This window comes from Rhizobium sp. Root483D2 (genome assembly GCF_001426685.1).
GTDB lineage: Bacteria > Pseudomonadota > Alphaproteobacteria > Rhizobiales > Rhizobiaceae > Pararhizobium > Pararhizobium qamdonense.
This window is the reverse complement of record NZ_LMFB01000017.1, coordinates 22,729-42,327: the sequence shown is the minus strand read 5'-3', so window position 1 is coordinate 42,327 and position 19,599 is coordinate 22,729. Positions and strand designations below refer to the sequence as shown.

Genomic DNA, 19,599 nt, shown 5'->3' with positions numbered 1-19,599 from the left:
AAAGTCCTGGCGCAGACATGCGACATCGTGTTCACACACAAGGCTGCAAACTCAAACACCAGAAACAAACACTTATGATTACCGGAAACACGACCATCCTGGCTGACATACCCTGCCTGGAGCTTGCGTGATCCGTTTCGAATCATCATTTAAAATCAGTGTATAATGCCCGAGTCCGCATGAAAGCCCCCTGCGTGAAAAATAGCGCCGGTGGTTGTGGATAGGCTCTCTCAAATTGATTCAGCACCCGTTCTTAAACGACTCTGCCATAAGCGTTTTTCGCCAGTGTCCACAGGGTGAAAGATTTATGAAAACTGCCATGCTTGAGCGCCTGAAATCCAGCGCCCCTGTACCGGTTCGGGACACCTGCCCCAAAACCCGGTCAAACGCGGCGGCGCGGCATGCGCCACCGCGTTGATTCTCTTTACTTGCCGGTTTCGGCGAGCCGCGCCTCAAGCGCTGCGATGCGGGCCAGAAGCGCGTCGTTTTCGTCGCGCGCCTTCAGCGCCATTTCGCGCACGGCTTCGAATTCCTCGCGCTTGACGATATCCATGGAATTCAACAGGCGTTCGCCCTGCGCGCGAAATACCGTTTCCATTTCCTTGCGCACGCCCTGGGCTGCACCTGCCGCGTCCGTCATCAACTTGGCAAAATCATCCAGAATGCGGTTTGCACCTGTGCTCATCGTTTCGGTCTCCGGTCTCAAGCGTCCAATGCCCGTCATCACGGGCTTGACAGAGGAGGTAGGAGCACAGGCGGGCCGATGCAAGGAAAAATACCGGTGATGTCAGCCTTTCGTGACCGCTGCTTGCCTTGACCCTGCCTTGCCGCAGCGTCATGTTCCGGCAAACAACCGGCGGAAATGAAGCAAGACCTTGGAAACAATAGCGACCCTTTTTTCGATCATGCCTTTTCCGGAAATCGATCCGGTGCTCCTTTCCATTGGGCCCTTGCAGATCCATTGGTATGGCCTGGCCTATGTGGCGGGCATCCTGATCGGCTGGCAATATGCCCGCAGGATTGCGCGCAACACGGCGCTGTGGCGCAACGGATCGCCTGCCGTCACCGAAGCGCAGCTCGATGACTTCCTGCTCTGGGTGGCAGCCGGCATCGTCGGCGGCGGACGCATCGGCTATATCCTGTTCTACGACCTGCAAAGCGTGATCGCCAATCCGCTTCGCGCGCTGGAAATCTGGAACGGCGGCATGTCCTTCCATGGTGGCCTGATCGGCACGATGATCGCCATGCTGATCTTTGCGAAGCGCAACCGGATCGCAATCTGGAGCCTGTTCGACATCGTCGCCGCCGTCGTGCCCATCGGCCTGTTCTTCGGCCGTGTCGCCAATTTCATCAATGCCGAACTCTGGGGTCGCCTGTCGTCCATGCCCTGGGCGGTGATCTTTCCGACCGGCGGCCCTTTTGCCCGCCACCCGAGCCAGCTGTATGAGGCAGCGCTCGAAGGTCTCGTGCTGCTGACGGTGCTGGCCGTTCTGATCTATTACCGCCATGCGCTGAAAACCCCGGGCCTTGTCTGCGGCGTCTTCGTCACCGGCTATGGCTTGGCGCGCATTTTCGTAGAATTCTTCCGCGAACCGGATGCGCAGCTCGGCTACTTGCTCGGCGGCTGGCTGACCATGGGCATGCTCCTGTCGGTGCCCATGGTGCTGATCGGCCTCTGGGCTATCCAGCGCGCCCGCCGCGCAGCGCCTGCAGCCGCGTGATGAGCACGCCGCTTGCCGACAAGATCAAGGCCATCATTCTCGCCAACGGCCCGATCAGCGTGACCGACTATTTTTCCCTGTGCCTGGCCGATCCGGAACATGGATATTACAAGACCCGCGAGCCCTTCGGCCAATCCGGCGACTTCATCACGGCGCCGGAGATCAGCCAGCTGTTCGGCGAGATGCTCGGCATCTTCCTCGTCCAGGCCTGGCAGCGGCATGGCGAGCCAAGTCCGGTCCATATCGCCGAAATCGGCCCCGGCCGTGGCACGATGATGGCCGATATCCTGCGCGTCGCCGCCAAGCTGTCACCGGCCCTCTACGAAGCCGCAAGCGTGCATCTGGTCGAGACCAGCGAACGTCTGCAGAAAGTGCAGCAGCAAACGCTGATTGCCCACAAGTTCAAGATCACCTGGCACGACAGCTTCGAAAGCCTGCCGGACGGCTTTCTGCTGCTAGCTGCCAACGAATTGTTTGACGCCATCCCCATCCGCCAGTTCGTCAAGACGGCGCAGGGGTTTAAGGAACGGCTGGTCGGGCTCGATGCGGCTGGAGCGCTCTCCTTCGCAGCCGGTGTCGCGGGCATCGATCCGGACCTGCTTCCGGCATCCGCGCCGGCGGCACCGTTGGGAACGGTGTTCGAACTTGCCCCCGCCCGCGATGCGGTGATGGCCGCACTCAGCGAACGGATCCGCACCCATGGCGGAACCGCCGTCATCATCGACTACGGCCATATGGCAACGGGTCTTGGCGACACGCTGCAGGCGGTGCGCGATCACCAGTTCGATCCGCCGCTGGCCCATCCCGGCTTTGCCGATATCACCAGCCATGTGGATTTCGAGCAGCTGGCCCGGCGTGCGGTGGTGGAACGGCTGCAGATCAACGGGCTGACCTATCAGGGCGATTTTCTGATCGCGCTTGGCCTTGCCGAACGCGCTGCAGCCCTTGGCCGCGACAAGAGCCGCGAAACGCAAGAAAACATCCGTGCGGACGCCGAACGGCTGGCCGGTGCGGGCGAGGGAAAAATGGGTGAACTGTTCAAGGTTCTCGTTGTCAGCAGCCCGAATGTGGCGCTTGTGCCGTTCCAGAAATAGCGCCTGCCAAGCAACAGCGGCGACGCCACCTGTCGTTTCGGTGGATTGACACGGACCCGCCCTTAAGGCCAACATCCGGCCAAATCACTCATGGGCTGCCACTGGGCTGCCACAGCCGCCCGCCCGGAAAACCCTCGCATTGCAGCATATCGAAAAGGCAAAACAACCGATGAAGGATGATGCCTTGCTCTCCCCTGTGCAAAGCCCTCTTCTCAACGCTCGCGCGGGAAATGCCGTCCAACACGGCTATTTCACCCGTGAAGGCGGCGTCTCGGATGGCATCTATCGCGGCCTCAATGTCGGGCTCGGATCACGCGATGACCGTGCCCGCGTCGAGGAAAACCGTGCCCGCGTCAGCGCCTGGTTTGGCGCCGCGCCGCAAAAACTGGCGACGGTCAACCAGGTCCATTCCCCCGACGCCATCATCGTCGATGCCGGCTATGACGGGACGCGCGCTGAGGCCGACGCGCTGGTGACGGCCACGCCCGGCCTCGTCATCGGCGTGCTGTCGGCCGATTGCGGCCCCGTCCTGTTTGCCGATGCGCAAGCGGGCGTGATCGGCGCGGCACATGCCGGCTGGAAAGGCGCGCTGACCGGCGTGCTGGAAAGCACGATCGCGGCGATGATCTCGCTTGGCGCCCGCCGCGACCAGATCACGGCCAGCCTCGGCCCCTCGATCAGCCGCCGCAACTACGAGGTCGGCACCGAATTCGTCGAGCGGTTTATCGAGAAGGACGCACGCTACGCGGCCTTCTTCACGCCTTCTGAGCGCGCGGGCCACGCCATGTTCGACCTGCCGGGACTGACCACGAGGCGGCTGACGGATGCGGGCGTGACGGCGGAAAATCTCGACCTTTGCACCTATGCGGACGAGGAGCGCTTCTTCTCCTACCGCCGGACAACCCATCGCAGCGAGCCGGATTATGGCCGGCAGATTTCTGCAATATCCTTACGGGAGGCATGACATGGCACTGCATTTTACGCAGGACGAATTTTCGGCGCGGCTGGAACGGCTGACGGCCAAGATGAAGGAAGAAAAACTCTCTGCCATGTTGCTGTTTGCGCAGGAAAGCATGTACTGGCTGACGGGCTACGACACGTTCGGCTACTGCTTCTTCCAGACGCTGGTGGTCAAGGCCGACGGCTCGATGGTCCTGCTTACCCGTTCGGCCGATCTGCGCCAGGCCAAGCACACATCCAACATCGAGCGCGTCGAGGTCTGGGTCGACCGGGTCAATGCCGATCCGACGATGGACCTGAAGAACCTGCTCAGCGATCTCGACCTGCTGGGTGCGCGCATCGGCATCGAATATGACACCCATGGCATGACCGGCCGCATTGCCCGGCTGCTGGACCAGCAGCTGACGAGCTTCGGCGAACTGGTCGACGCCTCGCTGCTCGTCAGCCGCCTGCGCCTGGTCAAGAGCGCCGCCGAGATCGTCTATGTCGAACAGGCCGCAAGCCTTGCCGACGACGCGCTGGATGCGGCTATTCCGCTGATCCATGCCGGCGGCAGCGAAGCCGCCATTCTGGCCGCAATGCAAGGGGCGGTTTTTGCCGGCGGCGGCGATTATCCGGCCAATGAATTCATCATCGGCTCCGGCGCCGACGCGCTGCTCTGCCGCTACAAGGCGGGCCGCCGTACTTTGGACGCGCAGGACCAGCTGACGCTGGAATGGGCCGGTGTCAGCGCACACTATCATGCCGCGATGATGCGCACGGTCGTGATCGGCGAGCCGACCAACCGCCACCGCGAACTCTACAGCGCCTGCCGCGACACCATCCAGGCCATCGAAATGGTCCTTCGCCCCGGCAATACGTTCGGTACCGTGTTCGACGTGCATTCCAAGATCATGGACGAGCGCGGCCTGACCCGGCACCGGCTGAACGCCTGCGGCTATTCGCTCGGCGCCCGCTTCTCGCCGTCCTGGATGGAGCACCAGATGTTCCACATGGGCAATCCCCAGGAGATCGCGCCTGACATGTCGCTGTTCGTCCACATGATCATCATGGATTCTGACAGCGGCACGGCAATGACGCTCGGCCAGACCTATCTGACGACGGACGGCGCGCCAAAGGCGCTGTCGCGCTATGGGCTGGACTTCATCTCTGCTTAGGAAAATTGATCTATCGTCCTTGTGAACGGCGGAAAGAAGGTGGGGGCCTTCAGGCATTCCGTCATCGAAGAACCGGACGGTAGGACGATGCACAAGCTGATCATGCTTTTTGCGAGCCTTGGAATGATTGCAGCCCTGACGGGCTGCAACAGCATGGATGACCTGACCCCGCAGGTCGATGTCGGCGCCGGCACGTTCACATCGCCGCCGGTCAACCAGGCCGATCTCGATTCCATGCAGACGGTCGATGTCGCGCCGCAGGCCTCGACACCCGTCCAGAGCACGCAGCTCGCAGCCCCAGAACGCGGTGCACCTGAACAGGAAGGCTTTTCGGAAGGCCCGAGCGGCACGGTGATGGCGCAGGGCGATACCGATTATACCGACCCGGCGGGATCGCTGGAGGCGCAGGCCAACCGCCTGCAGCAAGGCCAGATCCCGGTCCAGGAACGGCAGGTCTCGCGCCGCCAGACCACTGAGCCCGCAGACACCGACGACCAGGATACCGCCGTCCGCGAACAGCAGGCGACGGAGCAGGAACCGCAGGAACAGCCGCCGCAGAAATCTGCGGCCATCGCCCCTGCGGCAACGGCCGGCACCATCCGCTTCCTGCCCATCATCGGTGCGCCGGTCGAGGTCGTGACCCCGCTTTCCAAACAGCTGGGCGCCGAGGCGCGCTCGCACGGCCTGACAATCAAGGCCGCATCCGACACCAGCAGCCAGCATATCCTGAAAGGCTATTTCTCGGCGCTGAACGATGGCGGCAAGACAACGGTCGTCTATGTCTGGGATGTGCTCGACGGCTCCGGCAACCGGCTGCACCGCATCCAGGGCCAGGACACGGTGAACGCGACCGGCCCCAATCTCTGGTCGGTCGTGCCAGCGCAGACGATGCAGTCGATCGCCACAAAGACCATCAACGAATATATGAGCTGGCGCGACGCCAACGCCGGGTAGACGCGCGGGCGACGCCGGACAGAGGCGCGCTGGCGACGCCGGAAAGGCGCGCGGGCGGCAGCGGATGGGCTTACAGCCTGTGGGAGAATCCGCGCTTCGAGGCGAAATGTTCCCAGTTCGACACGTTTGGGCAAATCTTTTTAGGATAAACTACGCTGCAACGCGGCAATGCTCTTGCATTCAAAGTCAAGGACGTTATGAAGCGCGCATAAGCTTGGGACGATCGAGACCCCGGCTGGCTTACGGAATTGCGCGGACGAAAAACCCGCGCCAGCACAGGCGGACCATCGATGAAGGTTTTCGCAGGCAACTCGAACCGGCTCCTGGCCGAAGCGATCTGCAATTATCTCAACCTGCCCCTGGGCAAAGCAACCGTCAGACGGTTTGCCGACCAGGAAATTTTCGTGGAAATACAGGAAAACGTGCGCGGCGAGGATGTCTTCCTCGTCCAGTCGACCTCATTTCCGACCAATGACCACCTGATGGAACTGCTGATCATGATCGACGCCATGCGCCGGTCCTCAGCCCGCCGCATCACGGCCGTCATTCCCTATTTCGGCTATGCCCGCCAGGACCGCAAACCCGGTCCGCGCACGCCGATCTCGGCCAAGCTGGTGGCCAACCTGATCACCGAGGCCGGTGCCGACCGCGTCCTGACGCTCGACCTGCATGCCGGTCAGATCCAGGGCTTCTTCGATATCCCGACCGACAACCTCTACGCCGTGCCGATCCTGTCGCGCGACGTCAAGGAAAACTACAATCTTGAAAACGTCATGGTCGTTTCGCCCGACGTCGGCGGCGTGGTCCGCGCAAGGGCGCTGGCCAAGCGTCTCGACTGCCAGCTCGCCATCGTCGACAAGCGCCGCGAGCGCGCCGGTGAATCCGAAGTCATGAACGTGATCGGTGATGTCACCGGCAAGGACTGTCTGCTGATCGACGATATCGTCGATTCCGGCGGAACGCTCTGCAATGCCGCCGAGGCCCTGTTGAAGAACGGCGCGACCAGCGTCACGGCCTATATCACCCACGGCGTTCTGTCGGGCGGTGCCGTGGCCCGCGTGACGTCGTCGAAGCTGAAGGAACTGGTGATCACCGACTCGATCCAGCCAACCACGGCGGTTCAGTCGGCCCACAATATCCGCGTCATCTCGACCGCCAGCCTGATCGGCGAAGCGATCAACCGCACCAGCCAGGAAGAATCGGTTTCCAGCCTGTTCGATTGATCCGCTGATCAACGCAATGGGCGGCCAGACCAGACGCTTGGACCGCCGCCCTATGCTCGTTTGACGATCGGAATGGCGCAGGCCTCACCGCCGGCAAACAGCTTTGAGCGGGTGAGAAACCGCCGTTCGCGGCCATTGTCGAGCGAGAACATCCCGCCCCTTCCCGGCACGACGTCGATGATCAGCTGGGTATGTTTCCAGACCTCGAACTGGCTGGCGCTGATATAGACGGGCACGCCGCCAATCTCCCCCAGCTTGATGTCGTTATCGCCGACGATGTAATCATCGGCCGGATAACACATCGGCGACGACCCGTCGCAACAGCCGCCTGACTGATGAAACAGCACGTCGGGATGATCCTGCTGGATCTCCTTGATGAAGGCGAGCGCTGCATCGGTGGCCAGCACCCGCGGTTCGCCGTTGATCGTGTCGGTCATGCGCTTACCCTCCCCTTGAGGGGGAGGGTCGGCGCGAAGCGGCGGGGTGGGGTGACCCGGCCGCGCATACGGTCATCCAGAGCGGCGCTTTCATCGGCAGCCATCTCCTTTCCTTGGAGAAATAATGCGTGGGGGCAATGTTCGGCGCGAGCCGATTGATCACCCCCACCCGCAGCTTCGCTGCGACCTCCCCCCTCAAGGGGGAGGTCAAGCGGCATCAAAAGAAACCCAGCGCTTTCGGGCTGTAGCTCACCAGCATGTTCTTGGTCTGCTGGTAGTGGTCGAGCATCATCTTGTGGGTTTCGCGGCCGATGCCGGATTGCTTGTAGCCGCCGAAGGCAGCGCCAGCCGGATAGGCGTGGTAGCAATTGGTCCAGACGCGGCCGGCCTGGATGTTGCGGCCGAAATTGTAGCAGCGGTTGGCATCGCGGCTCCACACGCCAGACCCCAGGCCATAGAGCGTGTCGTTGGCGATTTCCAAAGCCTCCTCGTCGGTCTTGAAGGTCGTCACCGACACGACCGGGCCGAAGATTTCCTCCTGGAACACCCGCATCTTGTTATGGCCCTTGAACACCGTCGGCTTGACATAGAAGCCGCCGGAAAGCTCGCCGTCCAGCGTGTTGCGCTCGCCGCCGATCAGGACCTCGGCACCTTCCTGGCGGCCGATATCCATATAGGACATGATCTTTTCCAGCTGTTCGCTGGAGGCCTGGGCGCCGATCATCGTCGACATATCGAGCGGATTTCCCTGCTTGATGGCGGCGACGCGCTGGATCGCTTTTTCCATGAAGCGGTCGTAGATCTTCTCATGGACCAGCGCGCGGCTCGGGCATGTGCAGACTTCGCCCTGGTTCAGCGCGAACATCGCAAAGCCTTCGAGCGCCTTGTCGAGATAGTCGTCGTCCTCGCGCATGACGTCTTCAAAGAAGATGTTTGGCGACTTGCCGCCGAGTTCCAGCGTGACCGGGATGAGGTTCTGGCTGGCATATTGCATGATCAGCCGGCCGGTGGAGGTTTCACCGGTGAAGGCCACCTTGTTGATGCGCGGGTTGGTGGCAAGCGGTTTGCCGGCTTCGAGACCAAACCCGTTGACGATGTTGAGCACGCCGGGCGGCAAAAGGTCACCCACCAGTTCGATCCACACGAGGATCGATGCCGGCGTCTGTTCCGCAGGCTTCAGGATGACGCAATTGCCAGCCGCCAGTGCCGGAGCCAGCTTCCATGCGGCCATCAGGATCGGGAAATTCCAGGGAATGATCTGGCCGACGACGCCGAGCGGCTCATGGAAATGATAGGCGACCGTGTCGTGGTCGATCTCGCCGATCGTGCCTTCCTGGGCGCGGACACAGGAGGCGAAATAGCGGAAATGGTCGATGGCGAGCGGCATATCGGCGGCCATGGTTTCGCGCAGCGGCTTGCCGTTGTCCCAGGTCTCGGCCTTGGCCAGAAGCTCGATATTGTCTTCCATCCGCTGGGCGATCTTCATCAGGATATTGGCGCGCTCGGTCGAGGACGTGCGGCCCCATTTTTCCTTGGCGGCATGGGCGGCATCCAGCGCCAGCTCGATATCGGCAGCCTCCGAACGGGCAATCTGGCACAACACGCCGCCGGTGACCGGGGTGGTGTTGTCGAAATAGCGGCCGCTGACGGGTTCGCGCCAATCACCACCGATATAGTTGCCATATTTCTGCTTGAACGGGTTCTCGACAATCTTTTGATGCAACATATGATTTCTCCTCCTGAACAGACTCCAACATCTGCTGATAGGGAAGGTGCGCCAGAATGCCTGGAACGCGTAGAGCCACCCTGCCCGCGCAGGCCGCCAAGTGTTTCAGATGTGCGACAGGTGACTTGCAGCAAACATGCTGCAGCGCGGCAAACAGCACCACGCCGCACACATTCTCGTCAATTGACGGAGAGCTTCTTCATTTTCCGGTACAGCGTCGCCCGGCTGATCCCCAGCGTATCGGCAGCCAGAGACACATTTCCCTGCGCCCGCGACAGGACGCGGCGAAGGGCTGCGCGTTCCGCGTCGAGAAGATCCTCGCCCTGCCCCACCGGCGTCTCGTTGAGGAGATCGGCGGCCGGGACGCCGTTGGCAATGCGCCGGTCGTCGAGGTTGAGCTTCAACCGGGCTGCGCGGGTCGCACCCAGCACAAGATCGTCGCGGTCGATGGCGATCATCGCCGGCGTGCTTTTGCCGTCGGCCGGTACCAGAAGGATGCGTGCGCCGTTGAAGGCGCGGTGGAACAGGTTGGCCTCGATGCGGGCGGCGGCATCGCGCACGGCCTGCGACAACAGGAGCATCGCCATCTCCCCGGCATCGTCGCGGCAGGTGGAAATATCGATGGCGGCGGCGACGCGTCCGAGATGATCGCGGATCGGCGCGGTCACGCAGGAAAGCCCGGTATTGCAGCTGAGGAAATGCTGGTCGCGCTGGATCACGACGGCGCGCTCGTCGGCGATCGCCGTGCCGATGCCGTTGGTGCCGACGCTGGCCTCGCTCCACACGGTACCCGACCAGAGGCCAAGCCCGCGAAAATCGTGGTCGTCTCCCGGCGCACCGCGGCGCTCCAGCGCGATGCCGTTTTCGTCGGTCAGGAGCAGGCAGCATCCAGCCTTGCCCACAGTCGAAAACAGCCGGTCCAGCTCGCCCTGCGCTTCCTCGATCAGATGTCCGGATTTTTCGCGCGCAGCCCGGAACTCCTGTTCCGACAGTCTGAGCGGCGAGCGGGCATCCTCGGGCGAAAGCCCATGCACGGTCAGGCAACGGCGCCAGGACGCGGCAACCGGCGAACTGGCGGCTGCCGATACGTGATGCGCAACGGCTTGAACATGGTCAGAATGTTTCATCGGCTCTCCTCCCTGAGGGCAGACGCAAACCTCATCATAGATGCAAAGGCAGCAATATCAAGGTTCGATGACAGGCGTCCAGTTGGACAAAGGTCAAAGACGCGTCAGGACCCGATGACCGGCGGTGCAAGGTCCATGCTATTGCACGAATATGACGATATGATAGGCAAATCGTCTGATCGAAATTCCCGCATCCAGCATGGTCCCCGCGCAATGTTACGTGACTTCTCCCTTCAGAGCCTGTTCATGGGCCTGCTCACCGCGTTTGTCGGCTTTGCCAGTTCCTTTGCCGTCGTGCTGCACGGACTGACCGGCGTTGGCGCAAGCGAGGCGCAGGCGGCGTCCGGCCTGATGGCACTGTCGGTGGCGATGGGCGTGTGCGCGATCGTGCTCAGCCTTGCCACGCGCATGCCGGTCTCCATTGCCTGGTCGACCCCGGGCGGTGCATTGCTCGCAAGTTCCGGCGCCGTGGCCGGTGGCTTCAACACGGCAGTCGGCGGCTTCCTGATCTGCGGCGCACTGATCGTCGTTGCCGGCCTGTGGAAACCGCTGGGCCGGGCCGTTGCCGCGATCCCGGCGGCTCTCGCCAATGCGATGCTGGCGGGGGTGCTGATCGGGCTGTGCTTTGCGCCGGTCAAGGCCATCGCGTTCAATCCGCTGTTCGGCCTGCCGATCGTGCTCGCCTGGGCCGTCGTCGGCAGTATCAACCGGCTGTTTGCCGTGCCCGCCGCTCTTCTCGCCTTCATTCTGGTGCTGGCCTTCGGGGTCGAGATGCCGGCCGATGCGATGACGCGGCTTTCGACAACGCTGGTGCCGCATATCGAATGGGTCACGCCGGCGTTCACGGTCGCGGGCCTCGTCAGCATCGGCCTGCCGCTGTTCATCGTCACCATGGCATCCCAGAACATTCCGGGCATTGCCGTGTTGAAGGTCAACGGCTACGAGCCGCAGCCGGGGCCGCTCTTTGCCGCCACGGGCCTCTTTTCGGTCCTCAGCGCCCCGTTCGGCGGCCATGCCGTCAATCTGGCGGCAATCACCGCTGCCATGTGCGCGGGCGAAGACGCACATCGCGATCCGGCCCGGCGTTACTGGTCGGCAATCGTTGCCGGTGCCGGCTATATCGTCTTCGGACTTCTGGCGGCGACGGTGACGGCCTTCGTCAGCCTTGCGCCGCCAGTCCTGATCCAGGCCGTCGCAGGCCTTGCCCTGATCAGCGCCTTTGCCGGATCTGCCATGGCCGCCTTCAAGGAGGCAGACGGCCGCGAGGCCGCCGCCGTGACATTTCTGGTCACCGCATCCGGGGTCAGTTTCGCAGGCGTCTCCGGCGCATTCTGGGGTTTGCTGGCGGGGGGACTGATGCTGGCTCTCGCCCGCTTCACCAAATCACGCTGACGGGCCTCAGGCCGCTTCGGACTGCCCGCCCCGCACGGCGTCATCATCCGCTGGCACCGGGGCTGCGATCACCGGCTGCGTATTGTTGACGACATGATCGATCGCGCTCAGCGGCATCGGCTTTCCAAACAGATATCCCTGCACCTGCAGGCAGCCTTCGCTGCGCAGGAAATCCATATGTTCCTCGTTCTCCACCCCTTCGGCCAGCACCGGGATATCCAGGCTCTGGGCGAGAATGATGGTCGAGCGGACGATCGCAGCCGATTGCCGGTTGCTGGTGACGCCATCGATGAAAGCGCGGTCGATCTTGATCTTGTCGAACGGGAAGTTCTGCAGGGTCGAGAGCGACGAATAGCCGGTTCCATAGTCGTCCATGGCGATCTTGACGCCGAGCAGCTTCAGCTGACGGATGATGTGAAGCGCATGCTGCTGGTCGGCGATGATGCCGGATTCGGTGATCTCCAGTTCGAGACGGCCGGCGTCGAGCCCGGTTTCCTTCAGGATTTCACTGACACGGGTGGGGAAATTCGTATCGGCGAGCTGCGCGGGTGCGACATTGACGGCGATCTTGATGGGATTATCCCAGGACGCCGCCTGGCGGCAGGCATTCAAAATCACCCAGTCACCGAGTTCGTGGATGAAGCCGTTCTTCTCGGCGATCGGGATAAACTCCATCGGCGGCACCATGCCGCGCACCGGATGTTTCCAGCGCAACAGCACTTCAAATCCGATGACGTCGCGCGTCAGAGAGTTGTTCTGATATTGATAATAGAGTTCGAATTCGTTGCGTTCGATCCCCTGGCGCATATCCATGGCCAGCACGCTGCGGCTGCGGGCCGCATCGTCCATCGAGGGCTCGTAGAACCGGATTGAGTTCGAGCCGGCGGCCTTGGCGCGGTACATGGCAAGATCCGCCTGCGCCAAAAGCTCCTCCGGCGTGCGGGCATTGACGGGAAACAGCGAGATGCCGACGCTGGTCCCGACCAGAAGCGTCGCGCCCTGCCACTCGACGGGCTTGCCGATCTCGGCAACCAACCGCGCGGCAAATGCCTTGGCATCGCTTTTCATGAAGAAATTGGACGTCAGCGCCACGAATTCGTCGCCGCCGATGCGGGCGACATATTCGCCGTCCCCCAGAACCTTGGCCATGCGTCCGGAAATCGTCCGCAAAACCGCATCGCCGGCCGCATGCCCGTGGACGTCGTTGACATCCTTGAACCGGTCCAGATCGAAGGACAGCACCGCAACGCGGGCCGTATCGTCCTTCTGCCGCCGGATGATGTCGTCCAGATGTTCGCCGAAGGCAACCCGGTTCGGCAGGGCCGTCAGCGGATCGTGCAGCGACAGGTGGCGGAACCGTTCGGCGGCCAGATGGCTGGAATGCAGGTCAATAATATAGGTCGAGGCGCCAAGGCCGAGCATCAGGCACATCATCGCCATGACCATGATGATCAGCAGATTGTCGGGGATGAGAGCCGCCGAGGGCTGGATCATCGGATCGGGAATGATGGTGATGGCCGCCATGCCGGTGAAATGCATGCTGACGATCGCAAGAATAAGCGCAATGGCGCCGCCATATTTGCAAAACCGCGTGACCGGGCGCGCAACCCGGCTGGTGGCCAGGGCGCCGAAACCGACGCCCAGAAGAATGGACGCGGCATAATAGGTGAAATCCCATTCCACCCGACCGCCGATCTGATAGGCCATCATGCCCATGTAATGCATGATGGCGATGCCCGCGCCGACGATTGCGCCGCCCAGCTCGATGGCCGGACCCGTCTTGCGCATGGCCGTGACCGAAAAGCCCAATGTCGTGATGACGATCGCAGCACCCAGCGATACCAGGGTCAGGATCGGCTCGTAAGCATGCGGCAGCGAGGGCCTGAAACTCAGCATGGCGATGAAATGTGTCGTCCAGATCGTCGAGCCGCCAATGGTTCCGCCCAGAAACAGCCAGTTCAGCTTCTGCACGCCGACCGTGCGCCGGACACGGGCAAACAGCCGCATGGTCAGGACAGAGCCGAGAATGCAGACGAGAGTTGCAAGCGCCAGCAGACCGTAATGATGGTCAATGGCGATGCAGGAGAGGACCTTGATCATGGAACACCTGATTTAAACGTGGGCGCAATTTGCCATGCAAGAATAAAAAGAGATTAACATCGCGTGTTTTCATTGATTCGACGGTTATCAAGTTCTGTAGGGTATCACGCTGCGCGTGCAGGTCGAGTTGCAATGCTACCTTTGGGCGGGTTTTCAAACGAATTATCCGTTTGTGCCGCAAAACCCGGCTTTACTTGCAATTGCGGGCGTTCTCGGTTATGGACGCGCGTCCGCGCAGACACCCTTGGAGGCAAACGCGGATGAGACGGTCAAACGTCTCGGTTCATCCTGTCTTTGCAAATTGCCGGATGAGCTCTCCAAAAACACCAGAAAGGTTAAGACCATGAGCCACGCATCCTATGAGCTCAAGGCCGAAACGCGCGAACGGGTTGGTAAGGGGTCCTCCCGTGAACTTCGCCGCAACGGTCTTATTCCTGCAGTCATCTATGGTGACAAGCAGGCTCCGATTTCCATCGCCCTCTCCACGAAGGAAGTTACCAAGAAGATTCACGCCGGTGGTTTCATGACCACCATCGCCACGATCGACGTTGGCGGCGAGAAGATCCGCGTCCTGCCGAAGGACTACCAGCTGGATCCGGTCCGTGACTTCACCATGCATGTCGATTTCCTTCGCGTTTCGAAGGGCAGCGTCGTTACCGTTGAAGTTCCGGTTCACTTCGTCAACGAAGAAAAGTCCCCGGGCATCAAGATCGGCGGCGTTCTGAACATCGTTCGTCACGAAGTCGAACTGGTTGTTCCGGCCGACGACATTCCGGAGTTCCTGACGGCCGACCTGTCGGGCCTGAAGATCGGCGACGGCATCCACATTTCGAACATCACGCTGCCTGAAAACGCGACACCGGTTATCGCCGACCGCGACTTCACGATTGCGACGATCGCGCAGCCGGCTGGCGGGACGTCGGAAGAAGAAGAAGAAGAAGCACCCGCTTCCGAATAAGGATTCCGGCCTGACGGCCTGGATTTCAAGCCCGCTTCACCCGGTGAAGCGGGCTTTTTGCTGCCAAAGGCACTAGCGGCCGCCCAAGGGCGTCCTTCCGCTCGCTTATTTTCGTCTCAAGGTTTCAACAACATTTAAGATTTTCGTGATGTGTTGTCCGCTGGGGGATTGCCCGGCTTCAGTGTACGAGAATCCTAATGAGACTTGAAAGTGGTGACACAACCGGGGGCATCGCGTGATGCACTCTGTTGAAAATCGTTTTATTGCGATCGTCTGCGGTGCGATGCTTGTCTTCATCGCGCCCTTGATCGTGCTGTTTTTGACCCTGTCGTCGGAACGCGTGGCGCGTGAAAGCCTGCAAAACACGCAGGTTCTCATGGAGGCCGGTGCGCAGGCGCTTGCCAAGCCGCTGTGGGATTTCGATACGGATGGTGTCGAGCAGATTGCAAAATCGCTGATCGGCGATGCCGCCATCATGTCCGTGCAGGTCAAAGACAGTTCCCACTCGATTTCCGTCACGCTGCCGAAAGGTCCCGTGGATGCCAGCCTGCCGCACACGGTTCTGACCAGGGACATTCTCTATAATTCGCAGGACGGCCAAAAAACCGTCGGCACTCTGGAACTCTGGGTCGCCACACCCGGCCTTTTGTCGCGTTTCAGCAAGGATGAGCTGAGCATCTTCTTCATCCTGATCGTCGCCGTCGCCATCGTCTTTGCGGCGGCCATCCTCGGAAACCGGCTGACCGTCATCCGGCCGCTGATGCGGCTGACGGCAGCCATCGAGGCCACGCGCCGGCTCGGCTCGCGCCATCATGTCGATTGGACCTCGGACGACGAGATGGGCACGCTTGCCCATAATTTCAACGAGATGCAGAGCAAGCTCGAGCGCGAGGAAACCGAGCTGAAGCTCGCCCATAGCCGCGCCACCGACATCTACAATCTCACCCCTTCCATGCTGTTTTCTCTGGATCCCGCCAATTGCCTGACCGCCGTCAGCGACTACTGGCTGACCGCCACCGGCTATGCCCGCTCCGACGTCATCGGCCGCGTCTTTACCGATTTCGTCGACGAGCACTGGCACGAAACCTACCGGGCACGCCGCCGCAACGGCAACACCCACCATGCCAATATCTGCGAAGTCACCGTTCCGTTCATCAGGGCGGACGGCGAAACCATGACCGTTCTCATTCTTGAGATGAAAAGTGCGGCGAGCGGCGAGCGCGGCGGCCTGTCCCTCTCCGTCATGACCGACGTGACCGAACTGAAGCAGGCCGAAAGCCGCAACCACGCGCAGGCGATCACCGATCACCTGACCGGCCTTCTCAACCGCCAGGGTTTTGAAGCCGCCCTCGACGAGGGCATCCATCAGGCCGACGAGACCATGGTGCAGCTCGCCTGCCTGTTCATCGATCTCGACCGCTTCAAATGGATCAACGACAATTTCGGCCATGCTGCCGGTGATGAAGTGCTGCGCCAGGTGGTTGCCCGTATCCGCACGACGCTTCGCCCCAGCGATACGATGTCGCGGCTCGGCGGCGACGAATTTGCCATCCTGGTCAGCGCCGAGGATGTCGAGGCGCTGGCAAGCGAAATCGGCGACCGCATCTGCGCCAGCCTGCGCCAGCCGATCCTGGTCGAGGGTGCCGAACTGTCGGTCAGCGCCAGCGTCGGCATCGCGCTCTATCCGGATCACGCGGCAAACGCGGCGGAACTGCTGTTGAAATCCGACATGGCCATGTATGCGCGCAAGCGCGACGGTAAGAACGGCATGCTGCTCTTTGATACCAGCATGCTCGACACCGCCCGCGAACGTCATGAAATGGAACAGAATATCGAGGCCGGCCTCAAGGAAGACCGGTTCGAAGCCTATCTGCAGCCGATCGTCAGCCTCAGCGATGGCCGCATTGCCGGCTTTGAGGCGCTGATGCGCTTGAACCACCCGGAAAAGGGCATATTGCCGCCTGCCAAGATTATCGGCATTGCCGAGGAAACCGGTTCGATCGCCCGCATTGGCGAGCGCGTGCTGGAAAAGGCGATCAGCCACCTCGCCCGCCTGACGAAGCTGGAGGGGACGGAGACAACCTATCTCGCCGTCAACTTTTCGCCGCTGCAGTTCGAAGAGACCTTGCCGCACAAGCTGGCGGCGCTGCTGCTCAAGCATCACATCTCGCCGGCCCGCATCGTCATCGAGATCACCGAAGCAGTCTTGATGCTCGACAATCCCGATGTGCATGCCGTGTTGAAGCAGCTTAGCGAATTCGGCTGCCGTATCGCGCTCGACGATTTCGGCACAGGCTATTCGTCGCTGAGCTATCTCAACCGGTTCCCGGTCGATATCGTCAAGGTCGATCAGTCCTTCACCCGCTCCCTGACGACCGGGACGGCCGATGTGCGCCGCAAGAGCCGCATGCTGATCAAGGGCATCCGGACGATCTCCCACCAGATGGGCTGCACCGTGGTGGCCGAAGGCATCGAGACCAAGGAGCAGTGTGAACTGCTGCGCAAGCTCGGCCTCGACTATGGCCAGGGCTATCTCTTCAGCCGGCCGATGCCGATCGAGAACATGCTGCTGATGCTGGAAATGGAATCGGAAGCAAAGGCCACCAGCCTCGCATGACGATCATGACGGGAGAACGGACATGAAACACATCGCGTTCGCACTCGCTCTCCTTTTATCGGGCACGGCTCTGTCTTGCACGGCCGGCGCGGTAAATGCGCAAGTGCTGACCTTGCTGACCGAGGAATACCCGCCTTATAATTTCACCAGGGATGGCGTGATCACCGGCGCCGCCGTCGAGCAGGCCGAACTGATCATGAAGGCGCTCGGCACGCCCTATGCGCTGGACATCCTTCCCTGGGCGCGGGCGCTGTCACTGGCTGAAAGCCAGCCCTGGACCTGCGCCTTCACGACGGGGCATGACGAGGAGCGGCACAAGCGTTTCAAATGGGTGGAGCCGCTGCTGGTCGATCGCATGGTCATGCTGCGCAAGATCGGCTCGGGCATCAATCCCGCCGGTATCGAAGAGGCCAAGCGCTTCACCATCGGAACGCAGCGCGGCGATTTCTCCAGCACCTTTCTCGAGAACCATGCCTTTCCAAAGATCGACCTGGCGACCGATATCGAAACGACGCTCAGGAAGCTGCTTGGAGACCGCATCGATCTGATGGTCACCTCCGAAAAGACCTTCGAGGCGATGCGCGACGAGGGCAAGGCGGTCGAACCCGCCCTCCTGCTTGAGGGCAAGCTCTACGGCTTTGCCTGCAACCTTGCCCTGCCGGATACAGTGGTAAAAGGCATGCAGACGCAGCTGGAAAAGCTCATTGCCGACGGCACCCAGGACCGGATCTTCGCCAAATACGGAATTCGCTCGCACCGCTGATATCAGAAGGCGACGGCGAAACCCGCTCATAAAATAGCGCATGCCTCAGCCAGACGGTTGACATCCGCGTGACAACGCGGTGCAAGACGGGTCTGTCCGACTGTAGAGATATGTCCATGCTGATTTTCGCAGGTCTTGGTAATCCCGGCGCCGACTATGCCGGCAACCGCCACAATATCGGCTTCATGGCCGTCGATGCGATCCAGCGGCGCCATAATTTCTCGCCCTGGTCGAAAAAATTCAAGGCACTGATCTCGGAGGGCGAGATCGGCGGCGAACGCGTGCTGCTGATGAAGCCGCAGACCTTCATGAACCTGTCGGGCGAGGCCGTCGGCGAAGCCATGCGCTTCTACAAGCTGGAGCCGAAGCATATTCTGGCGATCTATGACGAACTCGATCTGATCGAGGGCAAGGCGCGGATCAAGACCGGCGGCGGCCATGGCGGCCATAACGGCATCAAGTCGCTGGATGCCCATTGCGGCCGCGAATACCGCCGCCTGCGCCTCGGCATCGGCCATCCCGGATCCAAGGAAAGGGTCCACAATCATGTGCTCGGCGACTTTTCCAAGACCGACAAGGTTTGGCTGGAGCCGCTGCTGGAGGCGCTTGCCGGCAATGCGGAGATGCTGGTGAAAGCGGAGGATTCGCAGTTTTTGAACAAGCTGACGCTTGCCACCGGCGGCAAGCCGGACGCTGAACCGGCAGCAGCGAAACCGGCCTCCACCAAACCAGCCGGAAACTCCCATATCCGCCAGGCCCGCAACAACGCCCAGCCGAAAATCCTGCCGGCGACCGGGCCGATGGCCGACATGCTGAAAAAGCTGTTCGGCAACAAGGACGAGTAGACAGATGCAAGCAGGCGCCCTCGACATCCGCCCGGCAGAACCGGACGATCTGCCGGCCTTGCTGGCGCTCTACCGCCATCTCAATGCGGATGACCCGGAGATTGCGCCCGATATCGCCATCGAGCGTTTTGCCGCAATCACAGCCCAGCCCGGCATGACCGTGCTGATCGGCCTCCTGGACGGCGTCCTGACCTCCTCCGTGACGCTGGTGGTGATCCCGAACCTCACGCGCGGCGGCGCGCCCTATGCGCTGATCGAAAATGTCGTCACCCACGCGGATTACCGCAAGCGCGGCCATGCGGGGGCGCTGATCCGTCACGCGTCCGCGTCGGCCTGGCAACGGGGCTGTTACAAGGTCATGCTGCTGACCGGCTCGAAGGACGCAGCGACGCTGGCATTCTACAGGGGATGCGGGTTCTTGCAGGACAAGACCGGTTTTCAGATCAGACGGCCAGCCGGTCTTTAGAGCCTCGTACGATAAATGAGGCGCATTCTGCCGGAAGGATTTTTTGTCAGGAAGAGGGC

General features: G+C 61.5%; 17 protein-coding genes. 12 read left to right on the top strand and 5 right to left on the bottom strand.

The features are described from left to right. Positions 1–424 precede the first annotated feature (424 nt). On the bottom strand, positions 425–685 hold the full coding sequence (locus ASD32_RS15430) for an accessory factor UbiK family protein (protein ID WP_060638935.1): 261 nt from the start codon (positions 683–685) through the stop codon (positions 425–427). A 190-nt stretch (positions 686–875) separates the two neighbouring features. Between ASD32_RS15430 and lgt the strand changes: the two genes are divergently transcribed. The 6 genes from lgt (at position 876) to ASD32_RS15400 (ending at position 7,109) form a co-directional block, all read left to right on the top strand. Further along, positions 876–1,721 carry a prolipoprotein diacylglyceryl transferase gene (lgt, locus tag ASD32_RS15425; protein ID WP_060638934.1) on the top strand — a complete coding sequence of 282 codons (846 nt, stop codon included), beginning with the start codon at positions 876–878 and terminating at the stop codon, positions 1,719–1,721. Then, a complete protein-coding gene (locus ASD32_RS15420) occupies positions 1,721–2,815 on the top strand; it encodes a class I SAM-dependent methyltransferase (RefSeq protein ID WP_060638933.1) in 1,095 nt (364 codons plus the stop codon). Before lgt ends, ASD32_RS15420 begins: the two co-directional genes overlap by 1 nt. Before the next feature lie 169 nt (positions 2,816–2,984). Beyond that, the gene (pgeF, locus tag ASD32_RS15415; RefSeq protein ID WP_060638981.1) at positions 2,985–3,779 is read left to right on the top strand and encodes a peptidoglycan editing factor PgeF; all 795 of its coding nucleotides are present in this window, start codon (positions 2,985–2,987) and stop codon (positions 3,777–3,779) included. Position 3,780: 1 nt separating this feature from the next. Further along, positions 3,781–4,932, top strand: coding sequence for a Xaa-Pro peptidase family protein (locus ASD32_RS15410; RefSeq protein ID WP_060638932.1), 1,152 nt, complete (start codon positions 3,781–3,783; stop codon positions 4,930–4,932). 87 nt (positions 4,933–5,019) lie between these two features. Beyond that, the gene (locus ASD32_RS15405; protein WP_060638980.1) at positions 5,020–5,886 is read left to right on the top strand and encodes a hypothetical protein; all 867 of its coding nucleotides are present in this window, start codon (positions 5,020–5,022) and stop codon (positions 5,884–5,886) included. 290 nt (positions 5,887–6,176) lie between these two features. Next, positions 6,177–7,109: a ribose-phosphate pyrophosphokinase gene (locus ASD32_RS15400; protein WP_060638931.1), complete on the top strand. Its 933-nt coding sequence runs from the start codon at positions 6,177–6,179 to the stop codon at positions 7,107–7,109. Between the two features lie 50 nt (positions 7,110–7,159). On the opposite strand, the gene ASD32_RS15395 is transcribed toward ASD32_RS15400, so the two are convergent. The 3 genes from ASD32_RS15395 to ASD32_RS15385 all read right to left on the bottom strand — a co-directional run bounded on the left by ASD32_RS15395 (position 7,160) and on the right by ASD32_RS15385 (position 10,399). After that, complete coding sequence (locus ASD32_RS15395; RefSeq protein WP_060638930.1) at positions 7,160–7,546, bottom strand: DUF779 domain-containing protein; 387 nt, start codon at positions 7,544–7,546, stop codon at positions 7,160–7,162. A gap of 217 nt (positions 7,547–7,763) precedes the next feature. After that, positions 7,764–9,272: an aldehyde dehydrogenase gene (gene adh / locus ASD32_RS15390; protein WP_060638929.1), complete on the bottom strand. Its 1,509-nt coding sequence runs from the start codon at positions 9,270–9,272 to the stop codon at positions 7,764–7,766. A 179-nt stretch (positions 9,273–9,451) separates the two neighbouring features. Continuing rightward, a complete protein-coding gene (locus ASD32_RS15385) occupies positions 9,452–10,399 on the bottom strand; it encodes a helix-turn-helix domain-containing protein (protein ID WP_060638928.1) in 948 nt (315 codons plus the stop codon). 213 nt (positions 10,400–10,612) lie between these two features. On the opposite strand from ASD32_RS15385, the gene ASD32_RS15380 reads away from it, so the two are divergent. After that, positions 10,613–11,791: a benzoate/H(+) symporter BenE family transporter gene (locus ASD32_RS15380; RefSeq protein WP_060638979.1), complete on the top strand. Its 1,179-nt coding sequence runs from the start codon at positions 10,613–10,615 to the stop codon at positions 11,789–11,791. Between the two features lie 6 nt (positions 11,792–11,797). Here the strand turns inward: ASD32_RS15380 and ASD32_RS15375 are convergent, their stop codons facing one another. Further along, positions 11,798–13,891, bottom strand: coding sequence for a bifunctional diguanylate cyclase/phosphodiesterase (locus tag ASD32_RS15375; protein WP_082546785.1), 2,094 nt, complete (start codon positions 13,889–13,891; stop codon positions 11,798–11,800). A 343-nt stretch (positions 13,892–14,234) separates the two neighbouring features. Here ASD32_RS15375 and ASD32_RS15370 point away from each other — a divergent pair, with 343 nt between their 5' ends. The 5 genes from ASD32_RS15370 to ASD32_RS15350 all read left to right on the top strand — a co-directional run bounded on the left by ASD32_RS15370 (position 14,235) and on the right by ASD32_RS15350 (position 19,540). Then, on the top strand, positions 14,235–14,849 hold the full coding sequence (locus ASD32_RS15370; protein ID WP_060638978.1) for a 50S ribosomal protein L25/general stress protein Ctc: 615 nt from the start codon (positions 14,235–14,237) through the stop codon (positions 14,847–14,849). A gap of 235 nt (positions 14,850–15,084) precedes the next feature. After that, positions 15,085–17,466 carry a bifunctional diguanylate cyclase/phosphodiesterase gene (locus ASD32_RS15365; protein ID WP_060638927.1) on the top strand — a complete coding sequence of 794 codons (2,382 nt, stop codon included), beginning with the start codon at positions 15,085–15,087 and terminating at the stop codon, positions 17,464–17,466. A 22-nt stretch (positions 17,467–17,488) separates the two neighbouring features. Continuing rightward, positions 17,489–18,229 (top strand): transporter substrate-binding domain-containing protein, encoded by a 741-nt coding sequence (locus tag ASD32_RS15360; RefSeq protein WP_082546784.1) that lies wholly within the window; start codon positions 17,489–17,491, stop codon positions 18,227–18,229. A 116-nt stretch (positions 18,230–18,345) separates the two neighbouring features. Continuing rightward, positions 18,346–19,074: an aminoacyl-tRNA hydrolase gene (pth, locus tag ASD32_RS15355; RefSeq protein WP_060638976.1), complete on the top strand. Its 729-nt coding sequence runs from the start codon at positions 18,346–18,348 to the stop codon at positions 19,072–19,074. A 4-nt stretch (positions 19,075–19,078) separates the two neighbouring features. Continuing rightward, complete coding sequence (locus ASD32_RS15350) at positions 19,079–19,540, top strand: GNAT family N-acetyltransferase (RefSeq protein WP_060638926.1); 462 nt, start codon at positions 19,079–19,081, stop codon at positions 19,538–19,540. The last annotated feature ends 59 nt before the right edge of the window (positions 19,541–19,599 follow it).

Coding starts and splice junctions, on each gene's coding strand:
- ASD32_RS15430 (WP_060638935.1), bottom strand. CDS start 685: ATGAGCACAGGTGCAAACCGCATTCTGGATGATTTTGCCAAGTTGATG.
- ASD32_RS15420 (WP_060638933.1), top strand. CDS start 1,721: ATGAGCACGCCGCTTGCCGACAAGATCAAGGCCATCATTCTCGCCAAC.
- pgeF (WP_060638981.1), top strand. CDS start 2,985: ATGAAGGATGATGCCTTGCTCTCCCCTGTGCAAAGCCCTCTTCTCAAC.
- ASD32_RS15410 (WP_060638932.1), top strand. CDS start 3,781: ATGGCACTGCATTTTACGCAGGACGAATTTTCGGCGCGGCTGGAACGG.
- ASD32_RS15405 (WP_060638980.1), top strand. CDS start 5,020: ATGCACAAGCTGATCATGCTTTTTGCGAGCCTTGGAATGATTGCAGCC.
- ASD32_RS15400 (WP_060638931.1), top strand. CDS start 6,177: ATGAAGGTTTTCGCAGGCAACTCGAACCGGCTCCTGGCCGAAGCGATC.
- ASD32_RS15395 (WP_060638930.1), bottom strand. CDS start 7,546: ATGACCGACACGATCAACGGCGAACCGCGGGTGCTGGCCACCGATGCA.
- adh (WP_060638929.1), bottom strand. CDS start 9,272: ATGTTGCATCAAAAGATTGTCGAGAACCCGTTCAAGCAGAAATATGGC.
- ASD32_RS15385 (WP_060638928.1), bottom strand. CDS start 10,399: ATGAAACATTCTGACCATGTTCAAGCCGTTGCGCATCACGTATCGGCA.
- ASD32_RS15380 (WP_060638979.1), top strand. CDS start 10,613: ATGTTACGTGACTTCTCCCTTCAGAGCCTGTTCATGGGCCTGCTCACC.
- ASD32_RS15375 (WP_082546785.1), bottom strand. CDS start 13,891: ATGATCAAGGTCCTCTCCTGCATCGCCATTGACCATCATTACGGTCTG.
- ASD32_RS15370 (WP_060638978.1), top strand. CDS start 14,235: ATGAGCCACGCATCCTATGAGCTCAAGGCCGAAACGCGCGAACGGGTT.
- ASD32_RS15360 (WP_082546784.1), top strand. CDS start 17,489: ATGAAACACATCGCGTTCGCACTCGCTCTCCTTTTATCGGGCACGGCT.
- pth (WP_060638976.1), top strand. CDS start 18,346: ATGCTGATTTTCGCAGGTCTTGGTAATCCCGGCGCCGACTATGCCGGC.
- ASD32_RS15350 (WP_060638926.1), top strand. CDS start 19,079: ATGCAAGCAGGCGCCCTCGACATCCGCCCGGCAGAACCGGACGATCTG.